The organism is Streptomyces sp. NPDC001927, from assembly GCF_053594455.1.
In genome coordinates this window covers 375,015-390,683 of record NZ_JBSFEN010000002.1, presented here as the reverse complement: position 1 = coordinate 390,683, position 15,669 = coordinate 375,015, and the positions used below count along the sequence as shown (strand labels likewise).

General features: G+C 72.2%; 15 protein-coding genes. 8 read left to right on the top strand and 7 right to left on the bottom strand.

Annotated elements, in window-relative coordinates:
- From ACWCO8_RS06365 to melC2, 4 genes are all read left to right on the top strand, one after another.
- On the top strand, positions 1 to 1,947 hold the full coding sequence (locus ACWCO8_RS06365) for a fumarate reductase/succinate dehydrogenase flavoprotein subunit (RefSeq protein WP_451031203.1): 1,947 nt from the start codon (positions 1 to 3) through the stop codon (positions 1,945 to 1,947).
- Positions 1,944 to 2,690, top strand: a complete 747-nt coding sequence (locus tag ACWCO8_RS06360; protein WP_451031202.1) for a succinate dehydrogenase/fumarate reductase iron-sulfur subunit — start codon at positions 1,944 to 1,946, stop codon at positions 2,688 to 2,690. The genes ACWCO8_RS06365 and ACWCO8_RS06360 overlap by 4 nt, the downstream gene beginning before the upstream one ends.
- Positions 2,691 to 3,009: 319 nt before the next feature.
- The gene (gene melC1 / locus ACWCO8_RS06355; RefSeq protein WP_362003026.1) at positions 3,010 to 3,402 is read left to right on the top strand and encodes an apotyrosinase chaperone MelC1; all 393 of its coding nucleotides are present in this window, start codon (positions 3,010 to 3,012) and stop codon (positions 3,400 to 3,402) included.
- A gap of 23 nt (positions 3,403 to 3,425) precedes the next feature.
- Complete coding sequence (gene melC2 / locus ACWCO8_RS06350; RefSeq protein ID WP_451031201.1) at positions 3,426 to 4,253, top strand: tyrosinase MelC2; 828 nt, start codon at positions 3,426 to 3,428, stop codon at positions 4,251 to 4,253.
- A gap of 35 nt (positions 4,254 to 4,288) precedes the next feature.
- On the opposite strand, the gene ACWCO8_RS06345 is transcribed toward melC2, so the two are convergent.
- Positions 4,289 to 5,143, bottom strand: a complete 855-nt coding sequence (locus ACWCO8_RS06345) for a helix-turn-helix domain-containing protein (protein ID WP_384512469.1) — start codon at positions 5,141 to 5,143, stop codon at positions 4,289 to 4,291.
- A gap of 130 nt (positions 5,144 to 5,273) precedes the next feature.
- Between ACWCO8_RS06345 and ACWCO8_RS06340 the strand changes: the two genes are divergently transcribed.
- Entirely contained in the window at positions 5,274 to 5,828 is a 555-nt protein-coding gene (locus ACWCO8_RS06340) for a YceI family protein (protein ID WP_362003032.1), read from the top strand.
- 21 nt (positions 5,829 to 5,849) lie between these two features.
- On the opposite strand, the gene ACWCO8_RS06335 is transcribed toward ACWCO8_RS06340, so the two are convergent.
- Both ACWCO8_RS06335 and ACWCO8_RS06330 read right to left on the bottom strand, forming a co-directional pair.
- Positions 5,850 to 8,216: an ATP-binding cassette domain-containing protein gene (locus tag ACWCO8_RS06335; RefSeq protein WP_451031200.1), complete on the bottom strand. Its 2,367-nt coding sequence runs from the start codon at positions 8,214 to 8,216 to the stop codon at positions 5,850 to 5,852.
- A 26-nt stretch (positions 8,217 to 8,242) separates the two neighbouring features.
- Positions 8,243 to 9,340 carry an LLM class flavin-dependent oxidoreductase gene (locus ACWCO8_RS06330; RefSeq protein WP_451031199.1) on the bottom strand — a complete coding sequence of 366 codons (1,098 nt, stop codon included), beginning with the start codon at positions 9,338 to 9,340 and terminating at the stop codon, positions 8,243 to 8,245.
- Between the two features lie 52 nt (positions 9,341 to 9,392).
- Between ACWCO8_RS06330 and ACWCO8_RS06325 the strand changes: the two genes are divergently transcribed.
- Positions 9,393 to 9,890 carry a phosphatase domain-containing protein gene (locus tag ACWCO8_RS06325; protein ID WP_451031198.1) on the top strand — a complete coding sequence of 166 codons (498 nt, stop codon included), beginning with the start codon at positions 9,393 to 9,395 and terminating at the stop codon, positions 9,888 to 9,890.
- 18 nt (positions 9,891 to 9,908) lie between these two features.
- Here ACWCO8_RS06325 and ACWCO8_RS06320 read toward each other — a convergent pair whose 3' ends face one another.
- The 3 genes from ACWCO8_RS06320 to ACWCO8_RS06310 form a co-directional block, all read right to left on the bottom strand.
- On the bottom strand, positions 9,909 to 10,124 hold the full coding sequence (locus ACWCO8_RS06320; protein ID WP_451031197.1) for a dodecin: 216 nt from the start codon (positions 10,122 to 10,124) through the stop codon (positions 9,909 to 9,911).
- A gap of 165 nt (positions 10,125 to 10,289) precedes the next feature.
- Positions 10,290 to 10,952 carry a response regulator gene (locus tag ACWCO8_RS06315; RefSeq protein WP_451031196.1) on the bottom strand — a complete coding sequence of 221 codons (663 nt, stop codon included), beginning with the start codon at positions 10,950 to 10,952 and terminating at the stop codon, positions 10,290 to 10,292.
- On the bottom strand, positions 10,927 to 12,099 hold the full coding sequence (locus tag ACWCO8_RS06310; protein WP_451031195.1) for a sensor histidine kinase: 1,173 nt from the start codon (positions 12,097 to 12,099) through the stop codon (positions 10,927 to 10,929). The genes ACWCO8_RS06315 and ACWCO8_RS06310 overlap by 26 nt, the downstream gene beginning before the upstream one ends.
- Positions 12,100 to 12,274: 175 nt before the next feature.
- Between ACWCO8_RS06310 and ACWCO8_RS06305 the strand changes: the two genes are divergently transcribed.
- Both ACWCO8_RS06305 and ACWCO8_RS06300 read left to right on the top strand, forming a co-directional pair.
- Positions 12,275 to 14,545: an MMPL family transporter gene (locus tag ACWCO8_RS06305; protein WP_451031194.1), complete on the top strand. Its 2,271-nt coding sequence runs from the start codon at positions 12,275 to 12,277 to the stop codon at positions 14,543 to 14,545.
- Positions 14,546 to 14,553: 8 nt separating this feature from the next.
- Complete coding sequence (locus ACWCO8_RS06300) at positions 14,554 to 14,772, top strand: hypothetical protein (protein WP_451031449.1); 219 nt, start codon at positions 14,554 to 14,556, stop codon at positions 14,770 to 14,772.
- Here the strand turns inward: ACWCO8_RS06300 and ACWCO8_RS06295 are convergent.
- On the bottom strand, positions 14,769 to 15,536 hold the full coding sequence (locus tag ACWCO8_RS06295; protein ID WP_451031193.1) for a GntR family transcriptional regulator: 768 nt from the start codon (positions 15,534 to 15,536) through the stop codon (positions 14,769 to 14,771). The two genes, ACWCO8_RS06300 and ACWCO8_RS06295, sit on opposite strands and share 4 nt — an antisense overlap.
- Positions 15,537 to 15,669 lie beyond the last annotated feature (133 nt).

The window sequence follows — 15,669 nt, the reverse complement described above, 5'->3', positions numbered from 1 at the left end:
ATGCGCTTCCTCGACTACACGACCGGCGAGCCGGTCGTCGACCACAAGGCCCCCGCGGGACCCATCGCCGAACGCTGGGACACCCGCCGCTTCCAGGCCAAGCTGGTCAACCCCGCCAACCGGCGCAAGCACACCGTCATCGTCGTCGGCACCGGCCTCGCGGGCGGCTCCGCCGGCGCGACTCTCGCCGAACAGGGCTACCACGTCGTCCAGTTCTGCTACCAGGACTCGCCGCGCCGGGCCCACTCCATCGCCGCCCAGGGCGGTATCAACGCGGCCAAGAACTACCGCAACGACGGCGACTCGATCCACCGGCTCTTCTACGACACCGTCAAGGGCGGCGACTTCCGCGCCCGCGAGTCCAACGTCCACCGTCTCGCGCAGATCTCGGTCGAGATCATCGACCAGTGCGTCGCCCAGGGCGTCCCCTTCGCCCGCGAGTACGGCGGTCTCCTCGACACGCGCTCCTTCGGCGGCGTCCAGGTCTCCCGTACCTTCTACGCCCGCGGCCAGACGGGCCAGCAGCTGCTGCTCGGCGCGTACCAGGCGCTCTCCCGGCAGATCGCCGCCGGCAACGTCGAGATGCACGCCCGCACCGAGATGCTCGACCTGATCGTCGTCGACGGCCGGGCGCGCGGCATCGTCGCCCGCGACCTGATCACCGGCGCCGTCTCCACCCACTACGCGGACGCCGTCGTCCTCGCCAGTGGTGGCTACGGCAACGTCTTCTACCTGTCGACGAACGCGATGAACTCCAACGCGACCGCCGTCTGGCGGGCGCACCGGCGCGGCGCGTACTTCGCCAACCCCTGCTTCACCCAGATCCACCCCACCTGCATCCCGCGCACCGGCGACCACCAGTCCAAGCTGACGCTGATGAGCGAGTCGCTGCGCAACGACGGCCGCATCTGGGTCCCCAAGGCGAAGGGCGACACCCGCCCCGCCGTCGAGATCCCCGAGGACGAGCGCGACTACTACCTGGAGCGCATCTACCCGTCCTTCGGCAACCTCGTCCCCCGCGACATCGCCTCCCGCGCCGCGAAGAACGTCTGCGACGAGGGGCGGGGCGTCGGCCCGGGCGGGCAGGGCGTGTACCTGGACTTCGCCGACGCGATCCGGCGGATGGGCCGCAAGGCGGTCGAGGAGAAGTACGGCAACCTCTTCGACATGTACGAGCGGATCACCGCCGAGAACCCGTACGAGGTCCCGATGCGGATCTACCCGGCCGTGCACTACACGATGGGCGGACTCTGGGTCGACTACGACCTCCAGACCACCGTGCCGGGCCTGTTCGCCATCGGCGAGGCCAACTTCTCCGACCACGGGGCCAACCGGCTGGGCGCGTCCGCGCTGATGCAGGGGCTCGCCGACGGCTACTTCGTCCTGCCGTCCACCATCAACGACTACCTCGCCCGACACCCGCACGCCGAGCGGGTCACGGACGAGCACCCGGCGGTACGGGAGGTGCTGGCCGAGACCGAGGACCGGCTCAACCTGCTGCTGGCGGTCGACGGCGACCGGACCCCGGACTCCTTCCATCGCGAACTCGGCGAATTGATGTGGGAGTTCTGCGGCATGGCCCGCACGAGCGAGGGCCTGCGCAAGGCGCTCGACCGTATCCCGCAGATCCGCGAGGAGTTCTGGCGCCGCATCAAGGTCCCCGGTACGGGCGAGGAGTTCAACCAGTCGCTCGAGAAGGCCAACCGGATCGTCGACTACCTGGAGCTCGCCGAGCTGATGTGCCTCGACGCGCTGCACCGGGCCGAGTCCTGTGGCGGCCACTTCCGCGAGGAGTCCCAGACCCCGGACGGCGAGGCCGAGCGCCGCGACGAGGAGTTCTCGTACGCGGCGGCCTGGGAGTTCGGTGGCACCGGCGACGCCCCCGTCCTGCACAAGGAAGACCTCGTCTTCGAGTACGTCCACCCCACCCAGCGGAGCTACGCATGAAGCTCAACCTCCGCGTCTGGCGCCAGAAGAACGCCGATGCCCCCGGAGCCATGGCCACCTACGAGGTGGACGGCATCTCCTCCGACATGTCGTTCCTGGAGATGCTCGACACGCTCAACGAGGAGCTCATCCTGCGCGGCGAGGACCCCGTCGCCTTCGACCACGACTGCCGCGAGGGCATCTGCGGCGCGTGCAGCCTGGTCATCAACGGCGACGCCCACGGCCCCGAGCGCACCACCACCTGCCAGCTCCACATGCGGTCCTTCCGCGACGGCGACACCATCGACGTCGAGCCCTGGCGCGCCTCCGCCTTCCCGGTGGTCAAGGACCTGGTCGTCGACCGCTCCGCCTTCGACCGCATCATCCAGGCCGGCGGCTACATCAGCGCCCCCACCGGATCGGCCCCCGAGGCCCATGCGACCCCGGTCCCGAAGGCCGACGCCGACTTCGCCTTCGAGCACGCCGAGTGCATCGGCTGCGGCGCGTGCGTGGCCGCCTGCCCGAACGGCTCGGCGATGCTCTTCACCTCGGCGAAGGTCAACCACCTCAACGTCCTGCCGCAGGGCTCCCCGGAGCGCGAGACCCGGGTCCTGGACATGGTCGGACAGATGGACGCGGAGGGCTTCGGCGGCTGCACCCTCACGGGGGAGTGCGCGACGGCCTGCCCGAAGGGGATTCCGCTGCCGTCGATCGCCGCGATGAACAAGGAGTGGCTGCGGGCACGCCGTAAGCCCCGCCACTGAATCCCGGATTCCGGCGAGGGGGCGCGGCCCGCTTTCGGACAGTCGCGGGGCGTGACCCTTGCCACGCCCCGCGCTCCCGGGAGAAGAATCTTCACCAAATGCGCGTGATCGCCGTAGGATCTTCACTGTGGGGCGTCCTGCTGCCCTCCCGCAGCAAGATCAACTCCGTTCAACTCTGTACATTTCACTGCGAGTTGGCCATTTCAGAGCCAACCGGCATCTGGTGATTTCCTGCGCTCCGGCACCCTTGGGTATGCATGGTCCTGCCGGGGGCATATGACCAACCCCCGGTCCTATCCGACCATTTGGGGGGACCAGCATGTCCAGCATCACCCGCCGCAAGGCCCTCGGCGTCGCCGCGGGCGCCGCCGGTGCCGTCGCGGGCCTCACCGCCGCCGGCGCCGCGGGCGCGGCCGCACCGCTCGCCGCGGCCCCGGCCAACAGCTCCACCCCGGCGTCCTTCGACGAGACCTACCTGGGCCGGCGCATCAAGGGCGGCCCCGCGCATGGCGGCGGCCACCACGGGGGGCACCACGGAGGCGGCTACTCCGTGACCATCGACGGCAAGGAACTGCATGTCATGCAGAACGCCGACGGCACCTGGATCAGCGTGATCAGCCACTACGAGCCGGTCGCCACGCCCAAGGCGGCGGCCCGCGCCGCCGTCGTCGAACTGAGGGGCGCGCCCCTCGTTCCGCTCACCCTCGTCTGACCCGATCCAGGAGCCGCACCACCATGACCGTACGCAAGAACCAGGCCGCCCTCACCGCCGACGAGAAGAAGCGTTTCGTCGACGCGCTCCTCGAGCTCAAGCGCTCGGGCCGCTACGACACCTTCGTCACCACGCACAACGCCTTCATCATGGGCGACACCGACAGCGGCGACAGAGTCGGCCACCGCTCGCCCTCCTTCCTCCCCTGGCACCGCCGCTTCCTCATAGAGTTCGAGCAGGCACTGCAGTCCGTCGACGCCACGGTCGCCCTGCCCTACTGGGACTGGACCGCCGACCGTACGGCCCGCTCCTCGCTCTGGGCCCCCGACTTCCTCGGCGGCACCGGCCGCGCCCGCGACGGTCAGGTCCTCGACGGCGCGTTCGCCCGCAGCGGCAACCGGTGGACGATCAACGTCCGGGTCGACAGCCGTGACTTCCTGCGGCGCGACCTGGGCGCGGGTGGCCGTCAGCTGCCGACCCGTGCCGAGGTGGACTCCGTCCTCGCCATGGAGACCTACGACATGGCCCCGTGGAACAGCTCGTCCGACGGCTTCCGCAACCACCTGGAGGGCTGGCGCGGTGTCAACCTCCACAACCGCGTCCACGTCTGGGTCGGCGGCCAGATGGGCACCGGGGTCTCCCCGAACGACCCCGTCTTCTGGATGCACCACGCCTTCATCGACAAGCTGTGGGCCGACTGGCAGGCCCGTCACCCCCGGTCCGCGTACCTGCCGGCCGCGGGCACGGCGAACGTCGTCGACCTGACCGACACGATGCGCCCCTGGAACAACGTGACCCCCGCGGACATGCTGGACCACACCCGCCACTACACCTTCGACACGGCGGCCTAGGGTCGTTCCTCCGCCCTGGCGTCCGCTCCGGACCGTCAGCCGCCGACCGCGCGCAAGGTGCCCGGTCGGCGGCCCACGAGCCGGTCCAGGGCGGCGGAGGACGCCTCGTCGGCGGGCAGGCGCACCACCAGGTGCTGGCCGTCGGTCTCGGCCAGCTCCAGGATCTCGTACGCGAGACGCAGTTCGCCGACCTCGGGGTGGATCAGGCGCTCGACGCCCGAGCGGTCCGGCAGGACGCCCGAGGAGGCCAGACGGTCCGAGAACGGCGCGCCCGCGGTGATCGTCAGCTCCCTGGCCAGATCGGCCATCGTGGGGTCGGAGCCGGTGATGCCGAAGTACAGGGCCGCCACCTGCTGGTCGGCCACCCGGTCCCAGTCCGGGTAGACCTCGCGGGCCCGCGGATCGGTGAAGACGTACCGCGGCAGGCTCGGCGGATCGCCGTCGAGCAGGCCCACCGGGCCCGCGAGCCGGGCGTAGCCGTCGCTGTACGCGACGGTCTCGCCCAGCATGTTGGTGACGGCGGCCGGTGTCTCCCCGAGCCGGTCCAGCAGGGCGCGCACCGTGGAGCGCACCTCGCGGGCCGGCGCGGGGGCCGCCGAACAGATGTGGTTGTGGCCGTGGGACTTCGACAGCCGCCGCATGTGGACCCGGGCGTCGAGCGGCAGCCGCAGCGCGTCGCTGAGCGCGCCGAGGACCTGGGCGGACGGGTTGCGGTCCCGGCCCTGCTCCAGGCGGGCCAGGTACTCGACGCTGATCCCGGCCAGCATCGCCAGCTCCGCCCGCCGCAGCCCCGGCGTCCGCCGGCGCGTCCCGGCGGGCAGCCCCGCCTCGGCGGGGGTGAGGGCCTCGCGGCGGGCGCGCAGGAAGGCCCCCAGCTCGTTGTCGCTCATCCCCCGATCGTACGAGGAGGAGAGGGCGCGAGGGTGGCCCTGTCAGTACTACTCTGCGCGCTACCAGCCTGCGCACTACCCGTCCCGGTGCGGCCTTCCTCGCCGCGCCTCCGGGCCGCAGCGTTGAGGCATGACGAACGAATCACAGACCTCCACCACCACCGCGCTTCCGCTGACCGCGGGGCGCTGGACCTTCGACCCGCTGCACTCCGCCGTCGGCTTCACCATCCGCCACCTCGGCATCTCCAAGGTGCGTGGACGCTTCAACGACCTGAGCGCCGAGCTGGTCGTCGGCGAGAGCCTGGCGGACTCCTCCATCACCGCGACCGTCGCCCTCGCCTCGATCGACACCGGCAACGCGGACCGGGACGCGCACGTGCGGGCCGCGGACCTGCTCGACGTCGAGAAGCGCCCGACGATGACGTTCCGGTCCACCCGGATCGGCGGCGCGGGGGAGGAGTGGACGCTGGAGGGCGACCTCACCATCGGGGACGTCACCCGGCCCATCACCTTCGACGTCGAGTTCGGGGGCGTCGTCGACGTCCCGGTGGACGGCAGCCGGCACGCGGGCTTCGACGCGACCGGCGAGTTCCGTCGCAGCGACTTCGGCCTGGACTTCGCGCCGGGCTTCCTCGGCGACGTCATCAAGGTGAGCCTGGAGGTCCAGTTCGTCGAACCCAAGTAGCCCTGAAGGGGCGGTGTTCGACTACCCGGTCACGTCCCGTTCGTCGAGCCGGGCCGCGAGATACGGCGCGGTCCGGCTCGACGCCGTCCCCGCCACCTCGTGCGGCGGCCCCTCGGCGACGATCCGGCCGCCCTCCTCGCCGCCGCCCGGCCCCAGGTCGATCACCCAGTCCGCTGTCGCGACCACGTCCATGTCGTGCTCGACCACGACCACGGTGTGACCGGCGTCGACCAGGCCGTGCAGCTGGCGCATGAGGACCTCGACGTCGGCCGGGTGGAGGCCCGTCGTCGGCTCGTCCAGGACGTAGAGGGTGTGGCCCCGGCGGGGGCGCTGGAGCTCGGAGGCCAGTTTGATGCGCTGGGCCTCGCCGCCGGACAGCTCGGTCGCCGGCTGGCCGAGCCGCAGGTACCCGAGGCCGACGTCGAGCAGCGTCCGCAGGCTCCGTGCGGCGGCCGGGGTGTCCGCGAAGAACTCGGCCGCCGACTCGACCGTCAGGTCGAGCACCTCGGCGACGGTGAGCCCGCGCAGCCGTACCTCCAGCGTCTCCGGGTTGTAGCGGGCGCCCTGGCAGTCCGGGCAGGGCGCGTACGTGCTCGGCAGGAACAGCAGCTCGACCGAGACGAAGCCCTCACCCTGGCAGGTCTCGCACCGCCCGCCGCTCACGTTGAACGAGAACCGCCCCGCCTTGTAGCCGCGGGCCCGCGCCTCCTCGGTGTCCGTGAACAGCTTCCGTACGACGTCGAAGAGGCCCGTGTAGGTCGCCAGGTTGGACCGAGGAGTCCGTCCGATGGGCTTCTGATCGACCGTCACCAGGCGTCCCACGCCTTCGAGTTCCTCGCTCAACGCGCCGACCAGCGTCGACTTGCCCGAGCCCGACACCCCGGTCACCGCCGTGAGGACCCCCGTCGGGAACGCCGCCGACACGGCGGTGAGGTTGTGCCGGGTGACGGGCCCGACCCGCAGCAGGCCGGTGGCTGGGCGGACCGCGCGCTCCGGCACGGGCGCGCGGTCGAAGAGGAAGCGGCGCGTCGCCGACTCCGCCACCTTCGCGAGGCCGCCGGGCGGGCCGCTGTGCAGGACCCGGCCGCCGTGCACACCGGCCCCGGGCCCGACGTCCACGATCCAGTCGGCGTGACGGATCACGTCGAGATGGTGCTCGACCACGAACACCGTGTTGCCGGCCGTCTTCAGCCGGTCCAGGACCACCAGGAGCGCCTCGGTGTCGGCCGGGTGCAGACCGGCGGAGGGCTCGTCGAGGACGTACACGACGCCGAACAGGCCCGAGCGCAACTGGGTGGCGAGCCGCAGGCGTTGGAGCTCGCCGTTGGAGAGGGTCGGGGTGGCGCGGTCCAGGCTGAGGTAGCCGAGGCCCAGCTCGGTGACCGTGCCGATCCGCGCCACGAGGTCCTCGGTCAGCACCCGCGCCGTCTCCGAGCCGTCGTGCTCCACCAGGAGCCCGGCCAGGCCCGTCAGCGGCAGGGCGGCCAGTTCGGCGATCGTCCGGTCCGCGAACGTCACCGCGAGCGCCTCGGGGCGGAGCCTGCCACCCCGGCAGACCGGGCAGGGGTTGCTGGTCAGGAAGCGTTCCGCCTTCGCCCGCAGCGTGGCGCTCTTGGAGTCCGCGAAGGTGTGCATCACATAGCGCCGGGCGCTCATGTACGTCCCCTGGTACGGGCGTTGGATGCGCCCCGCGTCCCGTACCGGATGCACCGTGACGACCGGCTGCTCGTCCGTGAAGAGGATCCACCGCCGGTCCTTCGCGTCCAGCTCCCGCCACGGCCGGTCGACGTCGTACCCCAGGGCGTCGAGGACGTCGCGGAGGTTCTTCCCCTGCCAGGCCCCGGGCCAGGCGGCGATCGCCCCGTCCCGGATCGACAACTCCGCGTCGGGTACGAGCAGTTCCTCACTGGTCTCGTGCACCCGGCCGAGACCGTGGCACTCGGGGCAGGCGCCGGCCGCCGTGTTCGGCGAGAACGCGTCGGAGTCCAGCCTCTCGGCGCCCGCCGGATACGTACCGGCGCGCGAGAACAGCATGCGCAGCGAGTTGGAGAGCGTCGTGACCGTACCGACCGAGGAGCGGGCGCCCGGCGAGGAGCGGCGCTGTTCGAGGGAGACCGCCGGCGGCAGCCCGCTGATCTCGCCGACCTTCGGCGCCCCCACCTGGTGGATGAGGCGCCGGGCGTACGGCGCGACCGACTCGAAGTAGCGGCGCTGCGCCTCCGCGTAGATCGTCCCGAACGCCAGGGAGGACTTGCCGGAGCCCGACACCCCCGTGAAGACGGCGATCGCGTCGCGCGGGATGTCCACGTCGACACCGGCGAGATTGTGCTCGCGGGCGCCGCGCACACGGACGTACGGATCGGAGGTGCCGGGGGAGCTGTGGTGCATGGCTCGATTCTAGGTGTTTGCCCTGGTCAGGCCGGTCCGAGCCCCGCCGTACGGGCGAGTCGGCGGTACGAGTCGAGCAGCGCCGCACGGTCGTACGTACTGGTCGTCACCAGCACCTCCCGCGCCCCGCTCTCCTTCACCACCCGCTCCAGCGCGTCCCCGACCTGCTCCTCCGCGCCGTGCAGATGCCCCTGGAGCCCCGAGGCGAAGAACTCGCGCTGCTTGTCGGTCATGGCGAGGCGCCGGATCTCCTCGGCGGGCAGGAGCGGCGGGAAGGCGCCCCGCGTACGGGAGTGCGCGAGCGACCAGGCCTCGGGGACCAGGAGCTCCCGCGCCTCCTCCTCGGTCGCGGCGACCGCGATCGTGCCCGCGATCACCACGTACGGCTCCGCGGACCAGGGAGAGGGCCGGAAGGCGGCGCGGTACTCGTCGATCGCGCGCAGCATCCGCTCCCGGCCGCGCAGATCGCCGATCACCAGCGGCAGCCCGGCCCGGGCCGCGATTGCCGCGCCCTCGCCGGTCGCCAGGACGTACGGCGGGACCCGCAGGCCCTCGGCCGGGCGGGCGTGCACCTGGGGGTGGGCGGTCTGGGTCCCCGTGAACCAGCCGAGCAGCTCGTCCAGCTGCTCCGCGAACCGGTCGGCGTCGTCCTTGTCCCGGCCGAGCGCCCGCCGGATGCCGTCGGTGAAGCCGACGGAACGGCCGAGGCCCATGTCGATCCGGCCGGGGAACAGCGACTCCAGAACGCCGAACTGCTCCGCGACGACCATCGGCTGGTGGTTCGGGAGCATCACCCCGCCGGTCCCGACCCGGATGGCCGAGGTGGCGGCGGCCACGGCGGCGGCCAGGACCGTCGGCGCCGAGCCGGCCACACCCGGCACGCTGTGGTGCTCCGAGACCCAGAACCGGTGGTAGCCGAGCGCCTCCACCTCCCGCGCCAGGTCCACGGTCGCGCGCAGCGCCACGGAGCCGTCCTCGCCCTCCCGGGTCCGGGAGCGGTCGAGAACGGAGAGACGGATGCCGTCGGCGGAAAGAGTCACATGGGGTTCAACGCACCGGGTCGCCGAGGATTCCCGGCGCGGCCGGACAGGCACGCTCCGGGGCGCCGCGGCCGGACAGGGCATGCTCCGGGGCGCCGCGGCCGGGGCACGGTACGGCGTTGCCTAGGCTGTCCGGGTGACCCGTACCAGCAGTGCCGACAGGCCCCTCGCCGTCTTCGACCTCGACAACACGCTCGCCTCCACGGCGCACCGGCAGCGCTTCCTGGAGGGCAAGCCGCGCGACTGGGCGGCGTTCTTCGCGGCGGCGCCCCAGGACCCGCCGCTCGCCGAGGGCGTCGCCCTGTGCCGGGAGGCCGCCGAGGAGTGCGAGACCGTGTACCTCACGGGGCGGCCCGAGCGCTGCCGCCGGGACACCGTCGCGTGGCTCGCCGCGCACGGCCTTCCGGAGGGCGCCCTGCACATGCGGCGGGACCGGGACTTCCGCCCCGCGCGGGTGACGAAGCTGGAGATCCTGCGCCGGCTCGGCCGCGACCGTGAGATCCGGATGCTCGTGGACGACGACGAGCTGGTCTGCGACGCGGCCGAGGAGGCGGGCTTCACGGTCGTACGGGCCCGCTGGGCGACGGCGTCGGAGGCGCTCAAGGATGCCCAGGAGAAGGAGGGCCGGACCTGACCGGCCCCATCGGCCGCCTCAGTCGCCTTCCTCGAGCCGGAAGCCGACCTTCAGGCCGACCTGGTAGTGCGCGATCGCGCCGTCGACCAGGTGGCCGCGGACCTGCGTCACCTCGAACCAGTCGAGACCGCGGAGCTTCTGCGAGGCCCGCTCGATGCCGTTGCGGATGGCCTGGTCCACGCTCTCCGTGGACGTGCCGACGATCTCGGTGACGCGGTAGGTGTGGTTCGACATGGGGGCCGGATTCCTCTCCGTGGGGGTCCCTCCACGGTGCCCCACGGCGCCCGGGTCCGCGACACGTCGGCTGCCGGCGGTGGCGGGGAGTCTTGTCGCATGGGGTGTCCCACCGTCCCCGTTCCGGCCTCCTGGTACGTCACGCTCTGGGGCCCGGCACCCGGCTCAGGTTCCCGGGAGGATACGGCGCGTTTCGTAGGCCCACATGGCGATCTCGACCCGGTTGCGGGCGCCGAGTTTGGCCATCAGGCTGGCCAGATGCGTCTTCACCGTGCTGAGGCTGATGTGCAGCGCGTCGGCGATCTCGGTGTTGGTCAGCCCGCGGGCGACGGCGAGGAGCACCTGCTCCTCGCGGGCGGTGACGGGTGAGACCGGCTGGGCCGCGGGCCGGCCGGCGGGCAGGTCCGCGAATGTCTGGAGCAGACGGACGGTGACGCTGGGCGCGATGAGCGCCTCACCGTCGGACGCCGACCGTACGGCCTGCGCCAGAAGGTCCGGTCCCGTGTCCTTGAGGAGGAATCCGCGGGCGCCGGCACGCAGTGAGCCGTAGACGTACTCGTCGAGGTCGAACGTGGTGATGACGACCACGGCCGGCGGGTCGGCGACGCCCGGGCCGGCGACCAGCCGGGTGGCCTCGAGCCCGTCGAGTACGGGCATGCGGATGTCGAACAGGCAGACGTCGGGGCGTAGTTCGCGAGCCAGACGTACCGCTTCCCGCCCGTCGGCGGCCTCGCCGACCACCTCGATGCCGGGCTGGGCGTTCAGCATGATCCGCAACCCGGTGCGGATGATCGTCTGGTCGTCAGCGACGAGGACGCGAATGGACACCGCGATCGCTCCTCGCTCTCGGCAGTTCGGCTTCGACATGCCAGCCCCGGTCGGTACCCGGGCCGGCTCGTAGTGTGCCGCCGAGCAGGGTCGCGCGCTCGCGCAGTCCGGTAAGTCCGTATCCGTCGCGACCCCGGCCGGTGCGCCGGCCGTTGTCGCGCACGCTCACCCGTACCGTGTGCCGTTCCGCGGCGACCCGGACGACGAGTTCGGTCGCGTCGACCGCATGGCGCAGCGCGTTGGTCACCGACTCCTGCACGATCCGGTAGACGGCCGCGTCCACGGCCGGGGGCAGCGCGTCCAGTTCGCCGTCGAGCCCCAGGTCGACACTGAGGCGACCGCCCGGGGTGCGCACCAGGCGCTCCAGAGCCGCGACTCCGGCAGGGGGCGCCAGCTCGGCGCCGACCCCGTGGTCGCGCAACGCGGCGACCATGGCGCGCATTTCCTCCAGCGTGCGCGCCCCTTCCTCCTCGACCCCCTCCAGCGCCTCGACGGCGGCGGACGGTTCGGTGCCCGCGAGCACCCGGCCCGCCTGAGCGATGATCACCATGGCCGACACGTGGTGGGCCACCGTGTCGTGCAGTTCCCGGGCGAGCTGCTCGCGCTCGCGGGAGCGCACCTGCTCCAACTGCCGCTCGCGAGCGGTCACCCGGAACCGCACGGCAGCCCCGACCACGCCGGGCAGCAACAGGAAGGCGAAGCCCACGACATTTTCGACGACGGGGGTCTCGTCCGTGACGGAACACAGCGCGCCGGCCGCGAGGATCGCCGCGCCGCCCAGCACGATCTCGCGTCCCGATCCCCACCGGGGCAACGCGTACACCAGCACGAGCACGACCGCGCCGGTGTACAGGCCGACGGGCTCGCGCGGTGCGGCGACGAGCGAGGCCGCCTGAAGCAGGATCACCGAGCCGAACGCCAGCGTCACCATCGCCAGCGGGCGGGTCCGGCGCCACAGGGGCAGCAGGCACAGCCATACGGCGAACACCACCGCCACCGGCCGCCACACGACGTTCTCGCGCAGGGTGGCCTCCAGCGCCACAACGGCAAGGCCCGCTGCGAGCAGCGCCCAGTCCCGCCGCAGCCGGGCGGGCGCGTCGGGCGGCCGGGGTTCGGTCCACAGGGTTCGCAGGTCGTCTCGGAGCACGGTTCTCAGCCTAGGGACCGCGGCGCGCCGCGCATCGGCCGAAAGGACGGGTCGTCACTCCGCCCCGGGGCCGACGGATCCGCGGCCCGCGAGCCGATGCCGCGGGGCGCCGTGGCGACGAGCCTCGGCATCGGCGGCCGTACAAGGACGGCCGACGAGGTGGTTGGAGGACCCGATGCTCTCGAAATCCCTGTTGCGCCTGGGCGGGGGCGCTGCCCGCCATCCCTGGCGGGTGATCGCGGCATGGCTGATCGCCGCCACGCTCGCCGTCCTCGCCGCCGTCGCCTTCGGCGGGCGGACCGCGGACTCGATGACCGCTCCTGGACTGGACTCCCGACGGGCCGCGGAACTGATCGAGCGGGCAGGCACCGGCCAGGAGGGGATGACCGCCCAAGTGGTCGTCACCCCCCTCGGCGACGGTGCGACGTTCCTCGACGACGACGGCGCGCGCACCGCTCTCACGCGGCTGCGGGCCGAGGTGCAGCGGCTGCCCCACGTGCTCGGCACGAGCGACCCGGCGGGGGCGCTCGACGCGGGCGGGGACACCGCCGTGCGCGGCGGCCTCGTTTCGGCCGACGGGCGGATCGCGGTCGTCCGGGTGCAGTACCCCGACCAGAGCAGACTGTCGGCCGACGACCTCGACGCCCTCGTCGATCTCGGCGACCGGCTGCGCGCCGAGCTGCCGCTGCGCATCGAGATGGGCGGGAACCTCTTCTACGCCTTCTCCGACCCCGACGGCGGCGCGAGCGAGCTGATCGGCCTCCTCGCCGCGGCCGCGATCCTCTTCCTGGCGTTCGGTTCGCTCGTCGCCGCCGCGCTGCCGATCGGCATGGCGGTCTTCGGGCTGACCGTCGGGGTCGCCACGATGACAGTACTGGCGGGAGTGACAGAGGTCCCCACCTTCGCACCGGTCCTGGGCAGCATGGTCGGGCTCGGTGTGGGCATCGACTACGCGCTGTTCGTGCTCGCCAGGCACCGGGAGTACCTCGCGTGCGGGCTCGATCCGCAGGCGGCGGCCGGACGAGCGGTGGCAACGGCGGGGCGGCCGGTGGTCTTCGCCGGCGGCACCGTCGTCGTGTCGATCCTCGGCCTGGCGGTCGCGAACGTGCCGTTTATGACGGTGGGCGGGGTTGCCGTTTCGATCGTCGTCCTGACGATGGTGCTCGCGTCGGTGACGCTGCTGCCGGCCTTCCTCGGCGCGGCGGGCCCGCGGCTCGGCCGGGCCGGCCGGATCGGCCGGGCACTTCGGGCAGGGCGGTCGGGCCGCCTCGGCCGACGGCGGGACACTGCGGCGGGCGCCGTCCCCGCCGTCGGGTGGCGGCGCTGGCTCGGGCACGTCGGCCGGCACCCGGTGCCGTACGCGGTCGGCGCCGCGGCGCTGCTGCTGACGGCGACGCTGCCCGTGCTCGGCCTGCGCGTCGGCCTGCCCGACGACGGCTCACTGCCGCAGAGCCGAACCGAGCGCCGGGCCTACGACCTCGTCGCCGAGGGATTCGGCCCTGGCACCAACGGTCCCCTCGTCCTCGCCGCGGACCCCGCCGGTGATCCGGGAGTGGTGGACCGGCTCGTCGGGGCGGTCGTGGCGGATCCGGGGATCGCGTCCGTCGCGCCGGCGCGCATCGACCGGGCCACCGGCATCGCGACCCTCGTGGTGTTCCCGACCACCAGCCCTCAGGACGAGGCCACGACCGACACCCTCGCCCGGCTGCGCGCCGAGGTGCTGCCCGCGGCGATCGGACAAGGCCCTGCCCGGGCCCACGTCGGCGGCGCCGCCGCGAGCCTGTCCGACGTGGGCCGACGCACCAGCGACCGCCTGCCGCTGTTCGTCGCGGCCGTGCTGGCGCTCTCGTTCCTGCTGCTGATGCTCGTCTTCCGCTCGGTCGTCGTACCGCTCAAAGCGGTGCTGCTGAACCTGCTGAGCATCGGCGCGGCCTACGGCGTCATGGTCGCGGTCTTCCAGTGGGGCTGGGGAGGCGCGCTCATCGGGCTGGAAGCGACGGTTCCGATCGTGTCGTTCATCCCGATGTTCCTCTTCGCCATCCTGTTCGGCCTGTCGATGGACTACGAGGTGTTCCTCCTCTCGCGCGTGCGTGAGGAGTACGTGCGCACCGGCGACAACGGCACGGCGATCGTGGAGGGCGTCGCGGGCACCGCCCGGATCATCACGTCGGCCGCGCTCATCATGGTGGCGGTCTTCCTGTCCTTCGCCGTCGCCGATGACCCCTCCGCCAAAATGTTCGGGCTCGGCCTGGCCACCGCGATCTTCGTCGACGCCACGGTCGTACGCATGGTGCTGGTACCGGCGACCATGACACTCCTCGGCCGGACCAACTGGTGGCTGCCGAAGTGGCTGGACCGGTTGCTTCCCCGCGGCCCGGTCGGCGCCGACGACACCGACGCGGAATTCACGGGTGGGGCCCCGCGTCCACGGCTGGTTGACCGTTGACTCGACTCGTGCCCGCCCGTGGCGTTCCGACGCTTTTGAGCGAGCGGACTGGCGAACTGGTCCACGTCGACATCAAGAAACTCGGCGATATCCCCGACGGCGGCGGCTGGCGAATCGTCGGCGAGACGACCGGCGACCACAACCGGCAGGCCACCACCGACGAGCGCCGCGGCCGCAAGCCTGTGATCGGCTACAGCGTCAACAACCCTGCGGGTCCACACTCCTAGTACGCGTCCCCCTCCGTCGAGGACGTCACGACGCCGTCCTGGGTGAAGTCGAGGCGCGAGACGATCCGGTACCGGTCGCCCCGGTACACCGAGTGGACGTACTCGACGGGCCGGGCCGAGGTGTCCAGGGTGAGGCGCTCGATCAGCAGGGCCGGGGAGAGTACGGGGATGTCGAGCAGCTTCGCCTCGTCCTCGCTGACGACGGTGGGTTCGATGGACTGCGTCGCTTCCCGGACGTGGATCCGGTGGTGGTCGCGCAGATGCTCGTAGAGATCGCCCGCCTCCAGTTCCTCCGTCGTGAGCGTCGAGGACAGCAGGTCCGCCGGGATGTGCAGGTGCTCGATGGCCATGGGGGAGCCGTCGACCAGGCGGAGCCGGGCGATGTAGAGCAGCTCGGCGGCCGGAGAGATCCGGAGCTTCCGGCCGATCCGCGCCCCGGCCGTCGTCCTGGCGCACTCCAGGACCCGGCTCGACCAGGTGCCCGACGCCCGGGGAACCGTGAACGCGCTGTCCAGCGGCATGAGTTGCTGGGTGATCTTGGCCGGTGCGACGAACGTGCCGCGCCCCTGCTCCCGTACGAGCGCGCCCGTCGCGACGAGTTCGTCGACCGCGGCGCGCAGCGTGGGGCGCGAGACGCCGAGGTCGGCGCAGAGCGTGCGTTCGGACGGGATGGGGACGCCGGGCCCGCGCGCCTCGATCAGGCCGAGGAGATGCTCCCGTACCCGCTCCCGCTTCAGCACCCCGCCCGAGGGGCTGTCCTTCATGTGCTCTCCCTGGCTCCCCTGACTGGCCAACTGGTAAAGGACCAATCAACTGGTGAGGTCCATCCTAGCCACGGTCGGTGCCCGTGATTCCGTGAACAGCGCATATTTTTCTTGGGGTTGACGGCCGGATTGG